Genomic DNA, 22,599 nt, shown 5'->3' with positions numbered 1-22,599 from the left:
ATCCTCATTACAAACGAGGACCATCGTAGATAAAACAAAGGGGCATTCTATCCAGACATGCCCCTTTCTTCTAACCAAATATAAACCTGTTATGAACCAGGAGTTTTTTCTATCGGTCAGGTGTCTCACCGACCGAAAATATTATATGCTTAATTGTGCGTAATTATAGTTGCTGTAATACCAGGTGCTCCCACAACTGAACCATTAATGTAAATGGTATAAATTTTTCCGTTTTCAAAAGTTGCAGCATTTAATGCACTATTCGTGAGTGGAATGGTCGCCTTAGTCGTATTATCCTTTACCAGTAAGCTCAGGTTAGTGCCTGCATCTACTTCTTTAAAAGGACCTAAGGTTTTCCACGTTAAACCTTCAATCACTGCAGGTGCTTTACCAGCAGTATAGGGAATGAGGGTCTGGTTGCCAAAGTTGCCATAAGCTACTCCGGCAAATATTGCTGTACCTGATGCATAAGTCAGATCAACTTTTGGTGCATCTGGCGAAAAATTAGCAAACCGGATTTTGGCTTTACCACTGGCAGGAAGCGTAAGGTCGTCATAAACGAGGATCAAACTGTCGATATTACCTGGGTTTAAGGTACTGGTTAACCTTTTCTTCACAGAGAACAAACTATGGGCAAAATTTGCAATAGGCCCGTTCGGACCTGCAAACGAAGCCGAATTGGTTTCCTGCACAAAATTTGCACTGCCGCCGAAAATGTAGGAAGCCTTGTACGAAGGTTCCGTTCCCTCGGTGAGGTTGAACTGTACTTTTCCAAACTGGGTATCTAGATAACCAGTAGCTGTATTCCGTTGAAGCGCCGTTGCCGTAACTTTTCGGGTAAAATCCCAGAAATTAACGGCCGTGGTTGATTGCCTTGCATTGATAAACTTAACCTTTGCACTTAAAGCGGGTCGATCGCCTGCATTAATATCAAGGTAATCTGTCTTTTTGCAAGAAATAAACAAGAAAGTAGCTAATGCAAAAAGTAATATTGGAAATTTATAAATTCTCATGTGTTATCTTATTTAAAAGTGGCCGAAAGTCTGATAAATGGCTGTAAACCTGTACTGGTACCCGATTGTGCAGCGCTTGGCGCATTGGTACGGGTAATATTGCTTCCGGGTGCAGGGATGGAATAATCGCCCTGAACATTAAATACATTATTAACGCCAACTGTTGCCTGCAATACTGGTGTGATTTTATATCCCGCAGAGATATCGGTAATCCATATCGGGCTATAGGTTTGATAATAGTAATCTGGCTTAGGAAAGTTAGCATTTAACTGGCTCACTGCCGATACCGGCCCAAAATATACACTACGCAATAAAAAGTTAAACTTGTTGATGTTATAAGTTCCCTGAAGGGTAACTTTAGTTTTTGGAATACTTCTGGTTACCCGGACTTCCTCACTTTCATCAAAAATAATATAACGGTAGGCCTCAAGTCCTTTTGGAGTATTCACTTTTGTTAATGTTGTTTTTTGCAGGTTTGCCCCTGCCAAAAAGGCTACACTACCACCGTTTGGAAGTAAAAAGCGGTAACTTCCTGTAAATTCGATCCCTCTGGTTCTTGTACTAAATGAATTATAGAAAAACTTGGCCTGTACGGTGCCCGTTTGCACAAATAATGCCCTAACGTCGGCAGGGAGATTAGTATCTGTGGCAGAAAAACGTCCGGTATTGCCTACCCTGTCATTAATATCAACCTGATAACCATCAATTGTAATTTCTACATTTTGGATCGGTTGAGAAGTAATCCCCGCAGAATAACCCTTCGATTTTTCGGGTTGAAGTGATGGGATTCCCAAAGCTTTTGTGGCTGGATTTACATTATTTGCGGTAACCTGATCGATTGCTACACCATTTTGAAAGGTTGTAGACGTTTCAGTATAATAAAACTGTGCAAGATCCGGTGCCCTGAAACCTGTGTTAAAACCGCCACGCACGGCCAGCCATTTGGCAAAACCATATCGAGTTGCTGCCTTATAGGTGGTTACACTTCCAAAATCAGAATAGTTTTCTACCCTAACGGCACCTGATAAAAGCCATTTGTCGGTTACGTTCAATTCCAGATCGGCATAAGCCGCAGAAATGGAACGTTTCACATTTACCTCATTGGAAGGCCTAAACCCCGCATGGATCTGAGAACCCGGTGAAAGTCCGTTTAAAGGCGTGCTGCCTGCAGCTACAAAATATGGAATACCACCTGTAGTATAACCAATGGAATAAATAGTACTCAGATCCGCTTTTGAATAAGAACCTTCTTCTCCTGCAATAATCTGATAAGTTTCGACTCTATACTGACCGCCAAAGGCAACATTTAATCCTTTAAGTACTTTATCAAATTTCCTGGAGAAATCTAAACTTCCACTATTCTGCGAGGCATTATAACTGCCCGCATTGAATGTACGCGGTGTTTTTTGCCCCAAACTGGCATTCAGCGTATTGCTGATGATATTGTCGAAAGCATTTCGTCCGTACACATTCGAAACATCAAAATTCCATCCGCTTACCTTGCCTTTTACGCCCACAGCAAAAGATTGGTCCGTGATAATATTGTCCATGGCTGGCAAAAATCCATCGGGGTAAACAAAGGTGTTGTTCCTTTCAGTCCATCCTGGCAGACGGTAAACCGCAGTAAATTGCGAATTGCGGTGACTAATGCCACCAAATGAATATACTTCAAAACCATCTTTCAACGGAATTGCCGCGTTAAAAGACAATAAGCCATCTTTTGATTTATTGGTTGAGCCACGCTGATCAAAAAAATGGCGATCGATGCCACGACTGGCAATAATGGCGTCGTCAATTTCTTTGGTATAAATCTGATCAAACCCTCTGGTATTGGCTCCCCCACCGTAAGCCGGACCAATGTATATGCCATCAGCATCATTTCCAGATGGAAGCGACACCGCCTGTGTAGCATATTCGCCAGTAACATTAAGAAAGCCTTTTGTGCCTAACTTAAGGCCGATATTGGCATTTGTTCGGGTGGTTAATCCATCACCCCTACGGCGGATACTCTCTATTGTACTTGCGGTAATTTCATCCGAATTGCTTTTCAGCACCACGTTGATTACACCTGCAATGGCATCCGATCCGTATTGTGCAGCCGCACCATCTCTTAAAATCTCAATACGGTCTATAGCACCTACCGGAATGGCATTCAGATCGTATCCGGTAGCACCATTACCCAAACCGCCCCAACTGATATTCGAACTTTTATGTCTTCTTTTACCATTCACCAAAACCAATACCTGATCTACCCCCAAACCTTTCAGCTGTACGGTAGACGTTGCCGATGCGGCATCACCACCACCGGAAACCGAGGAGTGGAAAGATGGCGATACATATTGGAGCAACTGCGTTACACTGGCCTGTGGAGAATTTTGCTGTAACGTCTTTAAATCAATCACATCCACTGGAACCGGTGAGTTTAGTTTGGTCCGGTTGGCATTCCGCGAACCTACAATCTGCAGCTCACTCAAAGTATTATCGGCTTGTTCAAGTGAAATGTTGAGTTTGGTCGCCGATCCGATTTCTACCGTGGCTGTTTTATAACCGATATAAGAAACTTCAAGAAAACGCCCGTTTTTGGTCGAAATTTTAAATGTCCCGTCTTTATCGGTAACAGTAGAACCATCTAGTCCTTTAATTTTCACCGATACTCCGGGTAATGGCGATTGATCTTCTGCCGCACTCACCACTCCGGTAATGATCCGTTGTTGGGCAGATAATTTCGTGTAGGTAAGTATGCTCAATAATAATATAAAAAGTAGTTTTTTCTTCATGTTGTTTATTTTGGAATAGACATAGCTATGGCCGTCCACCTTATAGTGGGAATTAAGATTAAAATTAAATTCTAAAGATTTTTGGCCTTGTTTATATGCCTATTTATGGTCTAGTTTTTTTTGAATCTATCATCGGTAAGTGAAAGTAAAAAAGCTTCTATGTCATTGATTTCAGTTTCGCTCAAACCCAATGGTTTATTTAATGCCAGATCTCTGTTTTTGCCATCTTTGATTACCGCATCTGGATTATTGTAATACTGAATCACTTCTTTTAAGGTTTTAAACATGCCATTGTGCATGTACGGTGCTGTAATGCCAACGTTCCTTAAACCAGGGATTTTAAAATGCCCTTTATGTTCTGGATTGCCCGTCACCTCAAAACGGCCTTGATCCTTCAGGTCGGAACCATTAAACAAACCTATACCTTTAAAACGGTCGGCAGTAAAATCTTCACCTGAGTGGCAGTTGTTGCAATTGGCTTTCCCGATGAACAACATCCTTCCGCGTTTTGCATTTTCGGATATGGCCTTGCCATCACCATTAATGTACCGGTCGTAAGGACTGTTTGCCGTTTCTAAAGTCCTTTCGAAAGACGCTATGGCCAGCAGCAAATTCTTTTGTGTGGGGGGTGCATTAAAAATTTTCTGGAACAATGCAGCATAATCTTTATCTTTTTGCAAGCGATCAATGGCATCAGCAATGGGCAGGTTCATTTCTACCGGATTAATGATGGGTTGTAAAGCCTGATCTTCCAATGAAGCAGCCCTGCCATCCCAAAACAAGTTTGGCCTCCCCGAAAGGTTGGTTACCGATGGCGAATTACGCGTTCCTTTGGTTCCACCAACCCCTAAACTCACTCTCGCTGTATCCGCAAAAGCAAACTCAGGTTTGTGGCACGAAGCGCAGCTAATGCTTTTATCTTTAGAAAGGATCGGATCGAAAAACAGCTTTTCGCCTAATCGCTCCTTGCTGTTAATCACAGTGGGATCATCTGCACCAAATCCGGCCATTAAAAACACCACTACAACTAAGGTCAGGGAAATTATTATTTTGCTTCTTTTCATTAATTTCTTTGGTTCGGGTAATATCTAGGCGTCATGTTATAATGTGTAGTCATCTCGACCGGAATACAATTGACAGACTCCATTGAAAGCGTCGTCATCTCGACTGGAGCAAAGCGGAACAGAGAGATCTACCTCGAGATAGATTTCTCGACTGCGTTGCACTTCGCTCGAAATGACGGCACTTTTGGGCTACTTTCTTAGCTAGCGGACGGGAGAATAAACATCCTCCCGTTCTCGACTAACCTAACAAGAGAGATTTTTTAATTATTGGCTATCAGCTGTACATTCAGTTCAAAATCATCATAGATGGTTTTATCACCCAGATTTTCAAAAAAGCTTTTAGACCTGAATTTGATATCATATTTGGTTCTATCGACAATGATTTTTGCATTGGCGATTACTTTGTTGCCTTCTTGTTTAACCGTAGCCGGGAAACTGATTTCGTTGGTAATGCCTTTTATGGTAAGTTTACCCTTAACATCATAAGTTCCTGCTCCGGTATTTTGTACTGAAGTGATGTTAAAATTTGCCTTGCCAAACTTTTCTACGGCAAAGAAATCATCACTTTTTAAATGGCCCAAGAGTTTCGCATTGGTTTCTTTATCGGTAAGATCAGTAACCGCAATGGTTTTGGTATCGAGTTCGAAGCTACCGCCTTTAAGCACTTTATTATCCAGGGCCAGCGATCCTGAAGTCACATTGATCGTTCCTGAATGTTCTCCGGTTACTTTTTTCGCCAACCAGGTAAGTTTACTCTGTTCGGCATTTACCTTATAGGTTACCAATTTCCTTACCGTAGTTTCGGTAGGTGCTTTAAGGTTAGGTTTTGGCCCCTTTAAAGTGATTAAAGATCCAGCTACGATGGTGGTAGCAATTAGTGCAATCGTTTTGTACTGTAACATTATTTTATGGTTTTTAGTTTAGGTGGTTTAGCTATTTTCCCGTTGCCTGCGCCTCAAAGTAGGCCGCTGATGGTATTGGTTCTGCGATTAATTCATCCAAAACCTTGTTGAATTTTTTCTCGTAGTCGTCATAATATTTACCGGTAACGGTTCCGGTGTAACCAGTATATATTTCGCGTACTTCTCCTTTTCTATCGATGATAATCGTTGTTGGATATGCGATGAATTTATTCAGGGCTGGAAGTTTATCGGCAACCAATCTTTTATCGGCCAATCCGCCAAATAAGATATCGTATTTAATTTCGTACTTGTCGCGAAGTTTACCAAGGGTATATTTTCCATATTCAAGGTCGTCTTTCTGTTCGAAACCAATGGCAATGGCTTCTACACCTCTTTTTGCATTTTTATTGAACCAAGGAGAAAGAAATACGGTTTGATCGGTACAATTTGGACACCAGGTACCCACTAATTCAACGATCACCACTTTACCTTTATATTTCTCATCTGTTAAGGAAACAGGCTTGCCATTCAGATCAGGAAAGGTAAAAGCAAGCTTTTTAACGCCTTCTTTTAAATGCGTAAGTTTATAAGGATCTGGCAGTTCTGCCTGACTATCCTTTACACCAGTAAACTTGAGGTTATCGTAAATGCCCTGGCTAATTTCACCAGAAAGTGTACCGTCTTCGTTAATGGTGCCTTTATAAATTTTCGGACTAGGACCGCTAAAACCGGAAAGCACAAACTGGTTTCCCTGTACGGTGCCCTCTAACTCACGGCTATCGCCGGTAACCTGCATAATTACACCTGTGAGTTTATTTCCTTTCTGTTTTAATATGGCTACCTTGTTTGGAACGGCTTCTTTAGAAAATCCCTTAAACTCCCACTTACCAGTCAAATTTGCGGTAGGTGCAACATCTTTTCCAGGTGCTACAAAACGATAAGATTTACCCTGCTCGGCGGTAAAAGGTAAGGCATTGCCCTGCAAACCCGGTACCAGGCTTCTATATTCGCCAGAGATCCTGCCATCACTTTCTATTTTGGCTACCAAAGCGGCATCATAGGTATTCATTTTAATAAACAAAGAATCCTGACCTAGATATTTGATATGGAAATCGTCTCTGCGTGTTCCGTTTAACAATGTAAATGTGGCATGTTCGGCATCTTTTCCTTTTAACTCGAAATTAAAGGGCACTTCTGTTTCGGCTACTTTAAAAACACCGCGCCATATTCCTTCTTTTATAAATTTTTTGGCTGCTTTTGGTTCTTCATGCACTTTATTTGCAGCAAAAGCCGCCGTAGAAATGAGGGATGCCAAAGCCAGCACCTGCATTTTAGCAAAGTTGTTTTTCATCTTTTAAAGTTTTAGTGTAGGTTAAAATATGGACTGCATAAGATGCAGCCCAATATTTAGTTTAGTTGGTTTGGTTTTATTTACTTTTTAGTGTTTCTGCAGCAGCTAATTTTTCGGGTACAGGTTCCGCAATTAGTTCATCTAACACTTTATTGAATTTGGTTTCATAATCGTTAAAATATTTTCCGGTTACGGTTCCGGTATAACCGGTATAAATTTCCCTTACATTTCCTTTTCTATCGATAATGATGGTGGTTGGAAAAGCGATGAATTTATTTAACGCAGGCAGTTTTTCGGCCACTACTTTTTTATCGGCAATACCTCCGAAAAGGATATCATAGGTAATGCCATACTTCTCCTTCAGTTTGCCCAATGTGTATTTCGCATATTCAAGATCATCTTTTTGTTCGAAACCGATTGCTATGGCTTCAACACCACGTTTTTGGTTCTTTTTAAACCAGGGCGAAAGGAATACGGTTTGATCGGTGCAGTTCGGGCACCAGGTACCGATCGTTTCAATAATTACCACTTTACCTTTGTATTTATCATCACTTAAGGAAACATTTTTTCCTGTAAGGTCTGGGAAAGTGAAATCGAGTTTTTTATAACCTTCTTTAAGGAATGTAAGTTTGTAAGGATCTGGAAGTTCGACATTTTCATTACGTTGACCATCAAATTTCAGGTTTTTATAGATCCCAAATCCTTGTTCTCCACTAATGCTGTTATCGTCGTTTATTTTTCCCCTCACAATAAACGGACTAGGCCCGGTAAAACCTGACAATTCAAATTCATCACCCTGAACGGTACCTTCAAGCTCACGGGTATCGCCAACAACGGTCATGATTACACCTGTAAGTTTGTTTCCATTCTGTTTTAATAAGGCAATAGATGCCGGCACAGCCTCTTTGGTATAGGTTTTTATTTCCCATTTACCAGAAATGTTGTGTTTTGGCGCGATGTCTTTGCCTGGTTCTACAAAGCGGTAACTTTTTCCATGCTCGGCTACAAAAGGAAGAGAATTGCCTCTGAAACCAGGAACAAGACTGCGGTATTCGCCCGATAAGGTACCATCGGTTTCGATCTTTGCAACCAGAGCTGCATCATAGGTATTCATTTTTACATAGATCGAATCGTCGCCTCGGCGTTCTACATGAAAATCATCCCGTCTGGAGCCATTAATTAACGTTAAAATAGCGGTCTGAGGATTTTTTCCCTTCAATTCGAAGTTAAAGGGCACTTTTGATTCACTTACACTAAACTCGCCCCTCCAGATGCCTTCTTTAGGAAAAGGTTTTGCCAGTTTGGCTGATGCAATGCCTCCCAGTAACAATACTGAGGTGGTTAGGCATGCGATTTTTGAGGTAATTCTCGTTTTCATAATCATCATTATTAGTTAAACACTATCGTTTTAGAGTTTTTTAATAACAAGGCTCAAATCTCCCTTAGAAAAATCCAGACGCATACATACAGCTGTTTTTACAGTTGTTTCTGCTTTAATGAAATCCCTAACAGGAAACGATGAGTTTAATGTTATCGGTTAATTTATAATCTATTGCTAGATCAGTTTGAGCACTTTTTCCTATGGAAAGTTGCTAGAAGTTCAACGAGTACTGACTCTCCCTTCTTCTGTATAAATCAACTAATTAATGGTGGTGAATTAATTAGAGTAATAACCTAAACTAGTGGTGGTGATTAGTTAGGCCGTTCCTGATACCCCGGCAACTTATTGACTGAAATACATGACCACCATAATATTCTATCAAAAGGCCCCGGGGTACCAGGATTTTTAAATAAGAATATCTGAATGAAAACCTGTAACAGGTGATCCGTACCTTAGTTTATATTAGCGGCAACAGCAGTTGTACTGATCTGAATAATTGATCAGAAAATATGGCTGAGGTTGTCTGCGGAGTTTCATATCGAACGTAAATTTGCTAGTGAACTATTGTATTTTTTTGTAAAAGTATAAACTTTGATCAATTTACACAAGTATTCCTATAGATTTTATAGACTTTATTCATAAACAACTGATTTACAGTAGAATAATTTGTAATAATGAGTGTGATAGCTACATGGGCAGAGTGCATGGAGTGTAACGCATCGTGTTACCCTGAGCGTAGTCGAAGGGTATATAGTTTGGGTACATGAATGAATGAATCTTTAGGGCATCGCTCATTGATCCCTAGACTACGTTCAGGATGAGTAAACGTGAAAAATGTTTTGTGCTTTCTGTTCATCCATAGCAAACCATTAAATATACCATTTTTGAATCATAATCAATTCCATCACCCCTATTACATTTTTCGTTTTTAACCCCAAAGAGCGCTAAGGGAAGATATAAAGTATGCGGAGCTACTGTCATTCTGAAAAAAGTGAAGAATCTTTTATTAAATATTAAAATTAACTGCTAAAAGATCCTTCGTTGTACTTAGGATGACAAACCGCAGAAAAGAAATCAAACAACTAAAGTTCAACACATTAGAGATAAAATCCAGGTAAAAAATCAGAAATCTAAAAAATAACTACTATTTCTATAGAAATTATAGTAATTATTTTTTACTTTTGCTGAGTCTTCTTCGAAATGCGAATTAAATAGCTTCCCGGAAAGATGATATAGTCATGTGGCCGAGTGGTTAGGTAAAGGTCTGCAAAACCTAGTACGGCGGTTCGATTCCGTCCATGACGTCTAAAACGTTATTGTTTTTAATACATACTTATCAAGAAAGACGTAGGGAATGGCCCTTTGATGTCTTAGCAACCTGTTGATTAACAAGGTGCTAACTCCTTCTGCAGCTGCAGAGAAGATGAGTTTGAAAGCAGATTCTTTTTCTGTTTTCAGCGAATGATCAAAAGCTATCTCTTTCTGACCTGGTAACCTAAATTTTATGATATGTCGGTTTATTTTGATTATCCATCCATCAGAGACTTTTTCGAAATCCATGGAAATACTTCCTGCGAAAAACTAAATGACTACGAACATTGTAAGGCAGAATCGGATCGGCTGTACAATGAACAGCTAAACGAAACAGATGAAAAAATTCATACAAATGATCAACAAGAAACAGATACTTAATATAAACCCACCCGCTCCTCTATAAAAAAGCCTAAAATGCATTTAACACCACCACAAATATTTAAAATCTTATTTACAATTGTTTTAAGCTTTTTTCTTTGCTCCATTCAAACATGGGCACAATCGAAAGACCCTTCGCCCGTCAGCTTTCCCACCCCAAAAAATGTAGATCACCTGCTTTTTTATCTCCAGCGTGATCCAAATACGAATACGCTGATCTATGCACTAAATATCAAAGCAAACGGCAGTATCGATGCGGAATCTCCCATCCAGGTTTACTGGATCCGTTACGGCGAAAAAGGACAAAAAAAAGACCTTGGTTATATTCAAAGGAAATTCGCTTATGGCATTGATACAAAAGCTTTGGGAACAGACAAGTATGAGTTTAGGTTTGTATCGCATAAAAAACTTCCTTTTTATCTACAGAAGTACAGCGATAAAAGTTACCATGTTTCGGTAACCATAAACAACCGCACCATCAGGGTTAGCCGATTATTTATCAGGATACAAGGTGGGAGCTTCTGGCTTCCAAATGTAAAGTATGCAGAAGTAGAAGGCATAGAAGAATCGACCGGTAAACCTATAGTGGAGCGGATAAGTGTAAAGTAAATGTGTCTTTGTTCAACCCATGATGTCATGTTAAAGCCTATCGAAACACATTAATTGTCCTTCGACAGGCTCAGGATGACAACAATATTTCTATTATTTCGGTTCTTTTTTATTGTCAATAGCAGTGTTAAATGTTTTATTAAACTCACCTTTTATCCAGGTTGTTTTTCCACTCTGCTGTACAGGTGGTGCAATAATGTAATTTCCAGATTCGGTATCAAGGATGACCACCATATTATTGGCATTTACTTCAGTGCGGTACTTCCCAATAAAAGGACTCTGTTCATTTTTAAAACTGATGGCGATAAACATTAATCCAGCGCCTAAAAAGCCCAACAAAAGAGACTTTGTGTCTAATGTAATTTTCATGTTCTTAAGATTTATTTGTGTGTAAAATCAAGATAAGACTTTTAAATGCTACATTTTCATTCTATCAGAAATATTGCACTCATTAGTTATTTTGACTTAATTAGATTTTAAACATCAGGTAGGTTAATGCAATGGCAATGAAAATAATAATGGCCAGTTTAACCAGATATTTTTTAAGCGCACCATTACTTTCCTGACTTCAGCGTCAGGTGACGCAAGCGCAATTTGACGCTCTGAGAATCGTGTAGATGCTTGTTTTTAAAAATCATGATACTTTTATCCAATTCAAAAAGCTTCAAGTTCAAATTGGGTGACGCATTGCTGAAGTCAGGGCACTCATTAGTTATTTTGACTTAATTAGATTTTAAACATCAGGTAGGTTAATGCAATGGCAATGAAAATAATAATGGCCAGTTTAACCAGATATTTTTTAAGCGCACCATTACTTTCTATGGCATTGTTGGCAATGATATTTTTAATATCGGTATTCCTATTTTGTTGTAGGCTATTACTTCCAACCCCATTTTGCATCAATTTTTCTACATAATCCTTGCTATCTGCCAAACCCGCACCTGTGGTATCTTTATAATACTTTATGGCATTGAGTTTGTTGCCCTGACTTAAAATCGCAAACAATTGTTCATCTAAGTTATTATACGCTACACCGGGGTTCCTGGCACCTGCCTGCAATCCATCTATATAGTCTTTAGCCTCTTTTAACCCACAGTGTGTATGATCAATAATTAATTTTACTGCCAATATTTTTTGGTTACCAGCAACGAGTAACCGGGCTTCTTCCTGCAAATCGGGACTAACATGAATCATAAGTTTAAGTTAACTAAATATTTAAGATTTAATTCATCCAGACGGTTGAAAGTGCCAAAATTAGTTAGCTTTACAGCGTTAACATTTACGAAAACCTATCTCTTTAAAACATTTGGGCTTAGTTCAGTTATAAAAAACAAGTCTACTCATCAACCAAATGAATTATAGAATCCTTTTCTCCATCCTATTTATAGGTCTTTTTACAAATTCAAGCTTTGCGCAGAAAAGTCCTTCCATTGCACCCGACAGTTTATATCAAGCCATTGCAAAAGCAGATAGTCTTTTATTTAATGCCTTTAATAACTGCGATACAGTTACCTATAGAAAATTCCTGAAAGACGATCTTGAATTTTACCACGATCTGGGCGGACTTGCCGTTGGTGCAGACATAGAAATGTTATCCATTAAAGAAATGTGCGCACGTGGCAACCATATCCGAAGGGAATTGATCAAAAGCAGTTTGGAGGTTCATCCTTTAAAAGGTTATGGTGCTGTCGAAATTGGGATCCATCGGTTTTACCATACCAATAAGGGCCAAAAAGAAAAAATCAGTGGTACCTATAAATTTGTTCAGGTTTGGCAATATAAAGATGGACTTTGGAAACTCGCCCGCGTAATCAGCTATGGCCATAATGAGATGCATAGCGACTAAATCGAAATTAGAACACTACATTTCCATCATGGATCAATGATTTAACCGGCGATACCCTCGATACTGCTTCAGCTGAACAACTTGCATCAACCAGCACCACATTGGCTTTATCGCCTGTTTTTGGCCATTGTCTGTCCCCTTTGTCATCTAATGGAAGGATATTACCCGTTGCAAGCTTTAATATCCTCGACAATTCAAATTCGGTACGATAACCATATATCTGAGCAGCTATATTTGCTTTCTGCAAAATACTACCTGTGCCAAAAGTATTCCAATGGTCTACAATACAATCATTACCTGCAAGCACTTCAACCCCATATTTGTATAAAGTTGGGATTGGCATCGGATTGCCAGAAAGTGGAATGGTAGAAGCAATTCCCACTTTTGCAACGCCCAATTTTTCGGCGATTTCTTCAGTTTTGTTTTTATCAAGATACCTCAAAGCAAAAGCATGGCTCACATAAGTTTTGCCTTTTAACCCCGGGTTTTCCATTACTTTAGCAATCAGGTATTCTATTGTTTTCACTCCAGATTCTCCAGATTCGTGCAGATGGATATCAATCCCTTTCCCATGGTCCAATGCCAACTGCACCACAAAATCCATGTGTTTTTCAATCCCCCCATCAATTGAGGTCGGATCAAGGCCACCGATAAAATCAATGTCCATTTTGGCGGCCTCTCTTAATAATTCTGCCGATTTGGTGTAATAAATACCATGTTGTGGAAAAGCCACCAATTCGGCTCCAAAAGATTTCTTTTTATGTTCTAAAGCGGTTTGCAAATGTTTTAAAGAATCCAGTTGAGAAGTAGGATCGATATTTACATGTGATCGTGCATAACTGGTTCCATATGACTGCAGTAATCCGATCAATTTTTCGGTACGTGGAATGGAGGTTTTTAAAAGTTCAGGGATTACCTGTTGCTCAAAAGCGATCATATCTTTTACAGACTTATTCTTTTTCAAATGAGCCTGCCAGGGCAATCCGTAATACGTTTTATCCAAATGAATGTGCATATCCCTAAATGCAGGAAGCATTAACAATCCTTTTGCATCAATGGCTTTCGCGTTGGGCTGATTAGCAAGAACCTGTTTAATCTTGCCATCCTCAATTTCCACCGTAAAAAGTTCTGTTTTGGTTTTGATTACTTCATCCTCATCGTATTCAAATCCGGTTTCAAGCTTTACATTTTTTAATAACAGTGTTTTACCGGCTAAGTTCCCTTTTATATTTTGCGTTGCGTTTGCCTGTTCTGCTGAAAGCAAGCACGTGCTGGCTAATAAAATAGAAGAACTTTTAATAAAATCTTTTCTGGATATGGATTGTGGATTCATGATAACAGGGTTTCTTGCTTACAAAAATAACGTTCTGTTCAGTTTACAAATGGTAGGATCTATGCTAAAAATTGTATCATTTATAACTACTTACATTTATTTGATGAATAAATGTATTAAATATGGTTTAATCTATGACTGTCCTCTAAATTTACGAGGGGTAATCTGGGTCTGATCTTTAAAGAATTGGAAAAATAAGCTACATCGTAAAAGCCCAGATCGAAAGCGATTTCTTTAATGGGAATTTCTGTTGTTAATAAAATCCGTTTTGCCTCTAGAATTAAACGTTCATGGATCAGTGCAGTTGCAGATTCATGGAAATGTTTCTTACACAGAATATTCAGGTAATTTGCCGAAATATTCAAGCGATCAGCATAAAAAGCAATTAGTTTTTCTTTTTTATAATAAACATCAATCAGCGAGCGGTATTTGAAAAGCACCGGTTTAGTCTTGTAAACGGTTTGGTTATTAAAAAGTGTTTCTGCCTCCCGGCTAATCAACAGGGCTATAAGTCTGACCCTCGCATCAATGATCTCCCATAAGATTGCTGTTTTTTTAAGCTCTGAACTAACACACTGAAATTCGTACAAGATTTTAGCATAAGCATCAGCACTTAGGTTTATGACCGGATCATTTTGGTATAGGATTAACGAAAAGCGCAAAGAATTGGCCAACGTTTCGAACACACTTTTACTGATCATCAATTGGTGGGCATGGGTTTCTCCGCCGAGTTTCCATTTGTGTATCTGCTCCGGAAACAAGAGGTGCAACTGTTTAGGCTTTACCTGATGATTTACAAAATCTATACTGTGTGTGCCGCTCCCGTCTTCAAAAAGCATAAACAGGAAAAAATCGTGCTTGTGTGGTTTTTCGATATACCTTTCCCCTATTATTTCGTGGTACAACAAATTATTTCCCGCATCCTGGCTTGGCCAAAATTCGCTGATATCGAGTGTCGGGAAATTTACAGTCACGTCCATTGGCGAAAAATACCATTTTGAACAGAAGTTACGAAAAAACAATGTATAGAATATAGTAATACTTGAATCCTCATGTGTAAAGTGTCTAGTAATTTTTCACACAATTAATAGAAAAATAAAACCGTATTCAACTGTAATTGATTAAAATTCCGAATAACATTCGTTACTTTGAATTAAATTAAATTAAGCTCAACATCAAATGTTTATTAGAAATACTACCCTTATTGCATTATTAGGCCTTTTAATCTTACAATCCTGTTCTAAAAAAGAACTTCCAACACCACCCCTTCCTCCTCCTGTTGTTTACCATCACGATGGAGAGGTTTCAAAAATGTTATTCAACAGACCTGATGGTGTAAATATTGTTTTTATAGGAGACGCTTTTACCAAAGAGGACTTAAAAGAAAATGGCAGGTATGACGCTCTCGTAAAGGAGACCACAGATTTTCTATTTAGCGTAGAACCATTTAAACAATATAAAAATTATTTTAATATCTATCAGGTTTATGCAGAATCACAAGTTAGTGGTGCCGCAGATACTTATACCCCCCAAAGAACCAAGTTCGATGCTTACTTTGGCACTGTAAACGACCGGTATTTACTCCCCGGCAATTATGATTTATGTTACGAGTATGCGGCAAAAGCTGTACCTACCAATCAAATCGCACTTTTAGTAATGCTGGTAAACGATGAACGTTATGCTGGTACCGGAGGAAGCATTGCCACAATTTCGAGCAATAAACTAGCACGGTTTACCTTAGTTCATGAAGCTGGCCACAGCTTTGCAGGTCTTGCCGATGAGTATGTAGAAGAGGCTATTGCCGATAATTACCCTATGAATGTGCTACCCTATTTACCAAATGTAGACATTACATCAGATCCTACTAAAATCAAATGGGCTAAGCTACTGGAGTACAAAAATTATCGTCCGCAGCTTGGCGCTTTCGAAGGCGGCTACTACCGGGGGCACGGGATTTATCGTCCCGAAGAAACGAGTATCATGAGAGATTTTAGTGTGATGTCGTTTAATGCACCTAGTCGGGAAGCCATAGTGAGAATGATATACGCAAGAATGAATATACCTTTCGACCTGGAATTATTTGTAAAGGACGATGTTAAAAATATTAAACCAATACCGGCAACCGCTACATTACAAATCCCACCCTTACGACATGATTTTATTGAAATGAAAGAAAATGCACTTAAATTACATCAGCTAAGGCAACAATCCATAAGCATAAAATAATATCTACCCATGATCTGTGGCTCACAGACCATCAAAATTTATCATGTTTTTCGAAGTAATTTTCGGTCCGTGAAGCCACGGACCGAAGTATAAACTATTATTATTTTTTCGCTGGTGTAAGTAAGCCAGGGTACAACACACCATCGGTTTTAAGGTTCAGGTTTAGCAATTTCGCGATTAATGGTGCAATATCTTCCTGTCCCATTAATGGCAACACCGTACCTTGTTTTATGCCTTTGCCGAACACCACAAAACCAGTTTGTATTTCTTTAAAATCAGTTGGCAAATAACCATGCGTGCCTCCACTTGCCGGAGTAAGCATTTCGCCCGATGCAGCGGCACCAAAACTAAAACCCTGGTTCGCGGCCAATGCCATAAAAGCATTTGGATCGCCCTGCGCTTTCGTTAAAGCTTCTTTGTCAAGCACATGGAATGTTCTCTGGATACCTTCTGGAAGCTGGCTCAAAGCCTGTTTTATTTTTTCTAACGATGTTTTGTCTTTAGGATCTCTAAGGTGCAAAAATGATGAACCGCCACTTTGTTGAAAATAGGCTTTCCAGTTTTCTCTATTGGTGTCGCTATATAAACCCAATTTAGCCAACATCACATTAGGGTTAAACTGCGTATGAATATCTACAAAACCGTGGTCACCGGTAATAATAAAAGTGGTATTTTTACTGATACCCGCAGCTTCTGCTGCATCCATAATGGTTTTAATAGCTACATCGGCACCAACAATAGCCGATCTTACTTTATCTCCATCACGGCCCTGCTCGTGTTCAAAATGATCAAGCAAAGCAATATGCAAAGCTAAAAAAGCAGGTTTATACCGTTTCAAAATATAAGCAGCCATTCTCGACTTATTTTGATCGCTGGTGTAGAAATCAATGGAAGCACCATATTCGCCAAACTTACCGATGGCATTATCCTGAACTTCCTGGAAGAGTTCTTTTGGATTAGACTCTTGCGACATGGCCTTAATCTCGTCTTTTTTCTCGCTTTTGTCTTTTGGAAGGATTACATATTCGGGCAGATTATAATCAATTGGTGCGCCAACGGTTACTGGCCAGCTAATGCCTGCAGTAGTTAAACCCGCATCTTTAGCAGCCGTCCATATCGTGGGTACTTTGATGTCTTTATAATACCAGAACCATTTACCAGAAATACCTAAAGGCTCAACAGGGGTATTGTAATAAATACCATGTTTTGCCGGCAATACACCACTTACTATGGTGGTATGCGAAGGATAGGTTACTGTTGGGAAACTCCCACGGACCCCTTCTGCATAAGAGCCATTTTTCATGCCCTGACGTACATTAACCATCCCCCACTGTGGGTCTAAATAAAACTCGGGGCGTAAACCATCTATACTGATTAGTACCACATGATTCTCCTGGGCCAACAAATACCCTACTGAAAGCCAAAACAAGGCGATCAGCGAAACGATCTTCTTCATAAAATTATTTTTACGCGAAGGTATCTGCGCAAAATGCTTTTAAGGTTGAAAAAATATTAAGAAAATATTAAGTGCTGGTAACTTTATGGATAGGGATAATGAGGTCGGTAATACTGAATTTTACTTATTAGATAGGACTTCCCGCTTTAACAATTCTATGTCTTTATTGTTATTTTTATTGGAAATTAAATGAATGTAATGATCCACTTTATCATTGATTACGATTAATTGGTTTACATAATCATCATTGCCTTGTTTGGCAAACATTGCAGAAAACAAAAGGCTCCTATATTCCTGAGGACTTGTATTTTGCCTTTTGTCACTCCTTACAATTTCGGCATGATCACAATAACAATATAGAATAACATTATTTTCTGAGATGAACTTTCTCATGATTTCGGCAAGAAGAGATAATGTATATCCATTATTGATGCCAACATTGTTTTCAACCGAAATCAATACATCTACCACATCGGCCCTAATACCCTTAGGAAGGATATGTTTATCTAAAAACTCAATTGGATAAGGTAGTTATGCCCTTCCTTAGTAACTAAGGGAATAATCCTCCTTTCACCCATAAAAATTACTTCTTTTTCGCGAAATACTTTTCTCTTTCAGAATCGAGCTGCTTTAATTTTGCTTCCTTTTCTGATTGCAGTTTTCTCACAAAGTTAAGTACTTTGTCAGATGGATTATTAATATGTAATGTCTTAAGTGTCATTATACTACAAATCTACAAATAAAATTTTGATTTAAAAATGTTAAGACATTTCTCATTCAGTAAAGAAAGAAATTATTAAAATTGTATTAATATTATTTTTCACAGGTAGATGAAAAAATGATTAATGCTTTATTTTAACAATGGCAAATACCACTCCAATCAAAAATGACAATAAATAATAAGACATTGGAACAAGAATACTCCTGAATAACAATGCCTTTTTAGTATAATTAAATCCAGAAAAAAACTGATAAAAGAACCAGATGTTATACATAAGCGCCAAAAAGCTCAGCATACCGAAGTACAAAAATGCCAGTACAATGTTATTGGTGTAAAAAATGGTCAGTACCGAAACAAGAAGGCCAGCGATCAACTCCACAATAATCCGGTTCGAATTTAAAACCAGATGTTCGGAAAAATTAAGCCTCGCTTTTCTAAACCACAAAAAACTAAAAACCGAATAAATCGGAATGGCGATAATCAGGATCAGTTTCGGATGGCCAGATATAAATTTCTCGAGATCATTCATCATTGTTCTGCTTTCCTGAGGCATCAGATCAGACATATTGCCGTGTGTATACGGCGCAATAAGACCTGATACCGTCAGAATGAGCAGGATGAGCGTCACAAAACTAAAATAGGGTACCCTTTTGCCCTGGATAAATTCGCGGACACTATGTCCAGGACGGGTAAACAACGCTTTAAGCGTAAATAAAATACCTTTATCTACATGCCAAACACTGTGGATAAAATCATGTATAAGGAAATGTTTGATGGAATAACGGTGTGTAGTAGATTTTTGACCACAGTTCGGACAAAAATTTTGCGTAATCGGGGCGGCACAATTTAGGCAATCTGGTGACATCGATGTGGCTATTTTGAATTCCTGTTTTTAATCTCTGTATTAATCTGGCCCAAACTGATAAAAGCTGGCAAAAAGGTTAATGAACAGCAAATGGGAACTATAACAAGCACCTTTGGCATTTTGGATGAAAAGGCAAGATAAAGTATGATCACACTGGCAGCAAGCAGTACCAGGCCAAGCCCAATGAGTACGCCTTGCAAACTTTGTTTCCTTTTATATAATTCTTGTACAGATAATTCAGTAATTGGAACTCCCTTTTTCATGTTGTTTGTTGGTGAGGTTAATGCAGCTGGTTATGTTGTAGAGCGGCATAATTATTTTATGCATCCTTTACAGCGAACAAATATACAACATATCACCAATTGGTGATAAAAATATTTAAATTTGATTGCGTAATTTTCCGGAGCGATAATTTTTCATCAAATGGAACAGGAAACAGCGGTTAAAACGTTAAGGAACAAGGAAAAAAGTAAACAGAAGTTTTTAGATGCAGTAGAGAAAATACTCCATACCAAAGGTTTTGCAGGTCTTAAGGTTAATGATATTGCCCGAACTGCTGGTTTGGATAAAAAACTCATGTACAACTATTTTGGAGGGAAAGATGAACTCATCGATGAATATATCCGTTCGCAGGATTTTTGGAGCAATGTAAAAAACGAATCCGCTGGCCCTATGGTGAATGATGGTGGAAAAACGTTTTCAAAAACGATGTTGCTATCTCAATTTGATTATGTTTTTAAAAATAAGGAATTCCAGAAAATCATACTTTGGGGATTGATAGAGAACAGGAAATCGTTAAAAAAGCTCGCTGATAACCGGGAAGAAAATGGCGCCATGTTATTCGAAGGTATAACCGACCCACATTTCAAAGAAAATGCGAAAAGATACCGCGCCGTTATTGCATTGCTGATATCAGGAATTTACTATCTGGACATTTACGCCACTACAAACGACTGTACTTTCTGTGGTTTGGACTTAAAAAGTGTAGCAGGTAGATCAGAAATTGAAGAGGCAATTTCATTTTTGATTGATAAGACTTACGAATAACACATCCTCTAAACAAAAGATATAATCAAGAAAGGCCTATAAATCAGTCGTGATTTATAGGCCTTAACTTGTTTACACTACTGGTTTAGCTCCACCATCAATGGCATAATTCTGTCCGGTGATGTATGATGCTCCTGGCGAAACCAAAAAGGCTACCAGATTCGCCACCTCTTCTGCCTCTCCCATTCTATCTAATGGAATTCCTCCAATTTGAGCAATAAGCTGTTTTGTTATTTCTTCAACACTAGCCCCTGATTTTTCAGCTAAGCCCTGTAAAAACCCCTCCATAGCCCCTGTATTTATTACTCCAGGCGAAACAGTAACTACCCGAACACCTTTAGTGGCTACTTCATTAGAAAGTGCCTTACTATAATTATTAAGTGCAGCTTTAGCCGCAGCATAAGGCATGGTGGTTTGCCAAAGGGGTAATACCCCTACACCCGAAGAAATATGAATAATCACGCCACTGCCTTGCTCCATCATTTTTGGCAATAAAGCCCTATCAAATCTGATCGCGGTAAAGAGGTTTATTTCCAGGGCATTACTCCAATCCTGATCACTTAATACACTAAAGCCTCCTGCAGGGGCATTATTTGCACCAGCATTATTGATTAGTATATCTACCTTGTTAAACTTCGCGTTAATCTCTTCTACAACATTGGCTATGCTTTCTGGCAAAGCCAGATCAGCCGCTATAAAATAATGCTCAGGATTTAAATCCTCTGGAAGATTTCTTGCAGTCACGACCACTTGCGCCCCATTTTTAGACAATCTGTCGGCAATAGCTTTGCCGATTCCTTTAGTTCCACCAGTTACCAGGGCGATTTTGCCCTGCAACTCTTGATTTTGATTTTCTTGACTCATGTTTTTAAATTATAATTCTGAATTGATTGTTTCAAATAAGACGAAATTTAATCCCAATTCTGAATCAATCATTTCAGAATAGAAGAAAAAAAAGGTTATTTTGTAATTTGTTTAATAAAATACTGCGCCATTTTTTTGATCTTCACAGGATCCCTATGAATCAGATAAGACTCGTACCAACCTGTCCATACACTAATGAAGAAATCCGCAAGTAATTCCGGACTTTCATCATCCGATATGTCTCCTGCAGCCATTGCCTTTGCTATGGTATCGCTTATAAATTTGTAATTATTATCGTTATCGTTTTTGATTAAACTTTTGATTCTGGCATCATCAGTAGCGCCTTCAAATGCAGTTTTGATAGCAAGACAGCCATTTTTTTCAATGATAACGATCTTTACAGAATCCTCTATGTATTTTGTTAGTATGGATAACGCCGAAGCTTTACTCTTTTCCCGCTGGATTAAATCTTTTGCTCTAATTTCGGTATAAAGCGCAATACACTTCACAAATAATTCCTGCTTATCGCCAATGGTATTGTATAAGCTGCTGCTATTGATCTTCATTGCATCAGTCAAATCGCGAAGCGAGGTGCCATTATAGCCCTTTGCCCAAAAAACCTCCATTGCTTTTTGCACCGCCTCCTCCTCATTAAACTCAACATTTCTTGCCATAGTTATTTCACTCACAACAAACCTAGCACTAATCTGAAACAACCGTTCCAGATTAGTGTCATTATTGATATTTTCTTTTCAAAAAGTTTATGACAAAAAACTAACTACTAAATTCATTTAGCTCACTATATAATTTCAGGCATAGAAATTGAAACGTAATGATCAGTTTATTATTTCTCATTTGAGAATGTGAGTGAAGTAGAACTAAAAACCTGCTACATTGTTAAATGGTGAAACTGAACAGAATTATGAAGCTTAACCTCTCCTCAATGAAAAAGATTGCCAATATCCTTTCGTCGCTATATTTAATTTTTTTCCTATTCGCCTGCCAAGACTCAGTCAAAGAAAAAGAAGATGATAAGATATGGATCATAGTGCAGCCACAGGTCGAATTACACAAATCTATTAACCTGAGTTCGATAATTAAAATGCGTACAACTGGTTAGTTTTAATAGTTTGGTATTTGATTGATGGCTTTTTAGGGAAGAAGCTATATGCTGCCAATCCAGCCAGAATATTAACGACAAAATTGATGAAGGAACGATGTCTTGAATGTTCCATCTGGCAGATGTTCTTAAGCTCATCGTTTACGGTTTCTATGACCGATCTTTTTCTCAACATTATTTTGTCGTTCATGCTCATTAAGCTGTTCTATATTTTGTTACGTATTCCTGTTACCAGATGTATACCGTCAGTAAAAAGTATTTCGAACAGATTTTTGGATATGTATCCCTTGTCCCCAAACAGCTTTCCAAATATTTTTTTAAGAAACCCTTCT

General features: G+C 38.6%; 20 protein-coding genes, 1 tRNA gene, 1 pseudogene and 2 riboswitches. Of the genes and pseudogenes, 6 read left to right on the top strand and 16 right to left on the bottom strand.

Annotated elements, in window-relative coordinates; all coding sequences use genetic code 11:
• Window positions 1-149: 149 nt before the first annotated feature.
• The 6 genes from R2S57_RS28815 to R2S57_RS28790 all read right to left on the bottom strand — a co-directional run bounded on the left by R2S57_RS28815 (window position 150) and on the right by R2S57_RS28790 (window position 8,485).
• Window positions 150-1,013 carry a DUF4397 domain-containing protein gene (locus tag R2S57_RS28815; RefSeq protein WP_316848366.1) on the bottom strand — a complete coding sequence of 288 codons (864 nt, stop codon included), beginning with the start codon at window positions 1,011-1,013 and terminating at the stop codon, window positions 150-152.
• 8 nt (window positions 1,014-1,021) lie between these two features.
• A complete protein-coding gene (locus tag R2S57_RS28810) occupies window positions 1,022-3,790 on the bottom strand; it encodes a TonB-dependent receptor (RefSeq protein ID WP_316848365.1) in 2,769 nt (922 codons plus the stop codon).
• 110 nt (window positions 3,791-3,900) lie between these two features.
• Entirely contained in the window at window positions 3,901-4,854 is a 954-nt protein-coding gene (locus tag R2S57_RS28805) for a cytochrome-c peroxidase (protein ID WP_316848364.1), read from the bottom strand.
• Between the two features lie 260 nt (window positions 4,855-5,114).
• Window positions 5,115-5,756: a YceI family protein gene (locus R2S57_RS28800; protein ID WP_316848363.1), complete on the bottom strand. Its 642-nt coding sequence runs from the start codon at window positions 5,754-5,756 to the stop codon at window positions 5,115-5,117.
• A 31-nt stretch (window positions 5,757-5,787) separates the two neighbouring features.
• The gene (locus tag R2S57_RS28795) at window positions 5,788-7,107 is read right to left on the bottom strand and encodes a TlpA disulfide reductase family protein (RefSeq protein WP_316848362.1); all 1,320 of its coding nucleotides are present in this window, start codon (window positions 7,105-7,107) and stop codon (window positions 5,788-5,790) included.
• A 76-nt stretch (window positions 7,108-7,183) separates the two neighbouring features.
• On the bottom strand, window positions 7,184-8,485 hold the full coding sequence (locus R2S57_RS28790; protein WP_316848361.1) for a TlpA disulfide reductase family protein: 1,302 nt from the start codon (window positions 8,483-8,485) through the stop codon (window positions 7,184-7,186).
• Between the two features lie 161 nt (window positions 8,486-8,646).
• A riboswitch (SAM riboswitch) is annotated at window positions 8,647-8,744 on the bottom strand.
• 978 nt (window positions 8,745-9,722) lie between these two features.
• Between R2S57_RS28790 and R2S57_RS28785 the strand changes: the two genes are divergently transcribed.
• The 3 genes from R2S57_RS28785 to R2S57_RS28775 all read left to right on the top strand — a co-directional run bounded on the left by R2S57_RS28785 (window position 9,723) and on the right by R2S57_RS28775 (window position 10,789).
• Window positions 9,723-9,793: transfer RNA gene (locus R2S57_RS28785), tRNA-Cys, on the top strand.
• Between the two features lie 25 nt (window positions 9,794-9,818).
• Window positions 9,819-9,918: riboswitch (SAM riboswitch) on the top strand.
• Between the two features lie 79 nt (window positions 9,919-9,997).
• The gene (locus R2S57_RS28780) at window positions 9,998-10,180 is read left to right on the top strand and encodes a hypothetical protein (RefSeq protein ID WP_316848360.1); all 183 of its coding nucleotides are present in this window, start codon (window positions 9,998-10,000) and stop codon (window positions 10,178-10,180) included.
• A 36-nt stretch (window positions 10,181-10,216) separates the two neighbouring features.
• Window positions 10,217-10,789 carry a DUF4833 domain-containing protein gene (locus R2S57_RS28775; RefSeq protein WP_316848359.1) on the top strand — a complete coding sequence of 191 codons (573 nt, stop codon included), beginning with the start codon at window positions 10,217-10,219 and terminating at the stop codon, window positions 10,787-10,789.
• A gap of 93 nt (window positions 10,790-10,882) precedes the next feature.
• Here the strand turns inward: R2S57_RS28775 and R2S57_RS28770 are convergent, their stop codons facing one another.
• Complete coding sequence (locus R2S57_RS28770) at window positions 10,883-11,158, bottom strand: hypothetical protein (RefSeq protein WP_316848358.1); 276 nt, start codon at window positions 11,156-11,158, stop codon at window positions 10,883-10,885.
• Between the two features lie 357 nt (window positions 11,159-11,515).
• Complete coding sequence (locus R2S57_RS28765; RefSeq protein WP_316848357.1) at window positions 11,516-11,983, bottom strand: hypothetical protein; 468 nt, start codon at window positions 11,981-11,983, stop codon at window positions 11,516-11,518.
• 157 nt (window positions 11,984-12,140) lie between these two features.
• Here R2S57_RS28765 and R2S57_RS28760 point away from each other — a divergent pair, with 157 nt between their 5' ends.
• A complete protein-coding gene (locus R2S57_RS28760; RefSeq protein ID WP_316848356.1) occupies window positions 12,141-12,635 on the top strand; it encodes a nuclear transport factor 2 family protein in 495 nt (164 codons plus the stop codon).
• A 7-nt stretch (window positions 12,636-12,642) separates the two neighbouring features.
• Here R2S57_RS28760 and R2S57_RS28755 read toward each other — a convergent pair whose 3' ends face one another.
• The gene (locus R2S57_RS28755) at window positions 12,643-13,968 is read right to left on the bottom strand and encodes an amidohydrolase (protein WP_316848355.1); all 1,326 of its coding nucleotides are present in this window, start codon (window positions 13,966-13,968) and stop codon (window positions 12,643-12,645) included.
• 116 nt (window positions 13,969-14,084) lie between these two features.
• On the bottom strand, window positions 14,085-14,948 hold the full coding sequence (locus R2S57_RS28750) for a helix-turn-helix transcriptional regulator (RefSeq protein WP_316848354.1): 864 nt from the start codon (window positions 14,946-14,948) through the stop codon (window positions 14,085-14,087).
• 199 nt (window positions 14,949-15,147) lie between these two features.
• Here R2S57_RS28750 and R2S57_RS28745 point away from each other — a divergent pair, with 199 nt between their 5' ends.
• On the top strand, window positions 15,148-16,194 hold the full coding sequence (locus R2S57_RS28745; protein WP_316848353.1) for a M64 family metallopeptidase: 1,047 nt from the start codon (window positions 15,148-15,150) through the stop codon (window positions 16,192-16,194).
• Window positions 16,195-16,294: 100 nt separating this feature from the next.
• On the opposite strand, the gene R2S57_RS28740 is transcribed toward R2S57_RS28745, so the two are convergent.
• From R2S57_RS28740 to R2S57_RS28730, 3 genes are all read right to left on the bottom strand, one after another.
• On the bottom strand, window positions 16,295-17,650 hold the full coding sequence (locus R2S57_RS28740; RefSeq protein WP_316848352.1) for an ectonucleotide pyrophosphatase/phosphodiesterase: 1,356 nt from the start codon (window positions 17,648-17,650) through the stop codon (window positions 16,295-16,297).
• An 842-nt stretch (window positions 17,651-18,492) separates the two neighbouring features.
• Window positions 18,493-19,236 carry a DUF3667 domain-containing protein gene (locus tag R2S57_RS28735; RefSeq protein ID WP_316848351.1) on the bottom strand — a complete coding sequence of 248 codons (744 nt, stop codon included), beginning with the start codon at window positions 19,234-19,236 and terminating at the stop codon, window positions 18,493-18,495.
• A gap of 8 nt (window positions 19,237-19,244) precedes the next feature.
• Window positions 19,245-19,499 (bottom strand): hypothetical protein, encoded by a 255-nt coding sequence (locus tag R2S57_RS28730; protein ID WP_316848350.1) that lies wholly within the window; start codon window positions 19,497-19,499, stop codon window positions 19,245-19,247.
• A gap of 160 nt (window positions 19,500-19,659) precedes the next feature.
• Between R2S57_RS28730 and R2S57_RS28725 the strand changes: the two genes are divergently transcribed.
• The gene (locus tag R2S57_RS28725; RefSeq protein WP_316848349.1) at window positions 19,660-20,283 is read left to right on the top strand and encodes a TetR/AcrR family transcriptional regulator; all 624 of its coding nucleotides are present in this window, start codon (window positions 19,660-19,662) and stop codon (window positions 20,281-20,283) included.
• 72 nt (window positions 20,284-20,355) lie between these two features.
• Here the strand turns inward: R2S57_RS28725 and R2S57_RS28720 are convergent, their stop codons facing one another.
• The 3 genes and pseudogenes from R2S57_RS28720 to R2S57_RS28710 form a co-directional block, all read right to left on the bottom strand.
• Window positions 20,356-21,147, bottom strand: a complete 792-nt coding sequence (locus tag R2S57_RS28720; protein WP_316848348.1) for an SDR family oxidoreductase — start codon at window positions 21,145-21,147, stop codon at window positions 20,356-20,358.
• A 95-nt stretch (window positions 21,148-21,242) separates the two neighbouring features.
• Window positions 21,243-21,821 (bottom strand): TetR/AcrR family transcriptional regulator, encoded by a 579-nt coding sequence (locus tag R2S57_RS28715; RefSeq protein WP_316848347.1) that lies wholly within the window; start codon window positions 21,819-21,821, stop codon window positions 21,243-21,245.
• 423 nt (window positions 21,822-22,244) lie between these two features.
• Window positions 22,245-22,580: pseudogene (locus tag R2S57_RS28710) on the bottom strand (transposase).
• Window positions 22,581-22,599 lie beyond the last annotated feature (19 nt).

It is taken from the genome of Pedobacter psychrodurus, assembly GCF_032678585.1.
Taxonomy (GTDB): Bacteria; Bacteroidota; Bacteroidia; order Sphingobacteriales; family Sphingobacteriaceae; genus Pedobacter; species Pedobacter psychrodurus_A.
This window is presented reverse-complemented; position numbering and strand designations above follow the sequence as displayed.